General features: G+C 41.6%; 1 protein-coding gene. It reads right to left on the bottom strand.

Translation table 11 applies throughout. The features are described from left to right. Window positions 1-71: 71 nt before the first annotated feature. Window positions 72-479, bottom strand: a complete 408-nt coding sequence (gene hisI / locus A3738_RS28115; protein WP_068482893.1) for a phosphoribosyl-AMP cyclohydrolase — start codon at window positions 477-479, stop codon at window positions 72-74. Window positions 480-661: the final 182 nt, after the last annotated feature.

Genomic DNA, 661 nt, shown 5'->3' with positions numbered 1-661 from the left:
ACACGCTTATAAATATAAAAGGCGACTCATTAGGTCGCCTTTTTACTATCTGAACTAAGCCAAATCTGGTGCTAAAACTCAGTATTAATCTCAACTTCTTTTTCGCCAAATTTCAGATAAAAACACGATTTTCGGTGGGTATGACACGCCGCTCCTGTTTGATCAATCATTGCTAGCAAAACATCACCATCACAATCGGTGCGCAATTCTTTTAATTGCTGAGCATGACCAGAACTCTCCCCTTTTCGCCAAAGACTTTTGCGCGACCTAGACCAGTAACACATCCGTCCAGTAGCGATAGTTTCTTCTAGCGCATCGCGATTCATCCAAGCAAACATCAAAATCGACTTAGTCTCAGCATCTTGCGCAATTACCGGAATCAACCCTTGCTCATCAAAGGTTAATTCCTCAATGACGGTCGCGATAGGGAATGTTGTTCCCTCTTCTTGCGCTTCAATCTCTTTAAACCATGCTTTCATATTTGTCGTTCGCTGCTTCGAGGCTATAGAGCATATGAAAGAGTTGCTCACATGCTCTGAAATTTAGTAAGTATATTAAAGTTGGCGAATGCTAGATGACACATCAATAAAAAGCAATGTCTGCACTTCTTCAAGAAAAAGTCTCATCTGTAGCAACAAAGCAGGCTTTTCAGGCGAGCCTA

This window comes from Oleiphilus sp. HI0066, assembly GCF_001635725.1.
The sequence above is the reverse complement of the archived record's forward strand: the minus strand, read 5'-3'. Positions and strand labels throughout refer to the sequence as shown.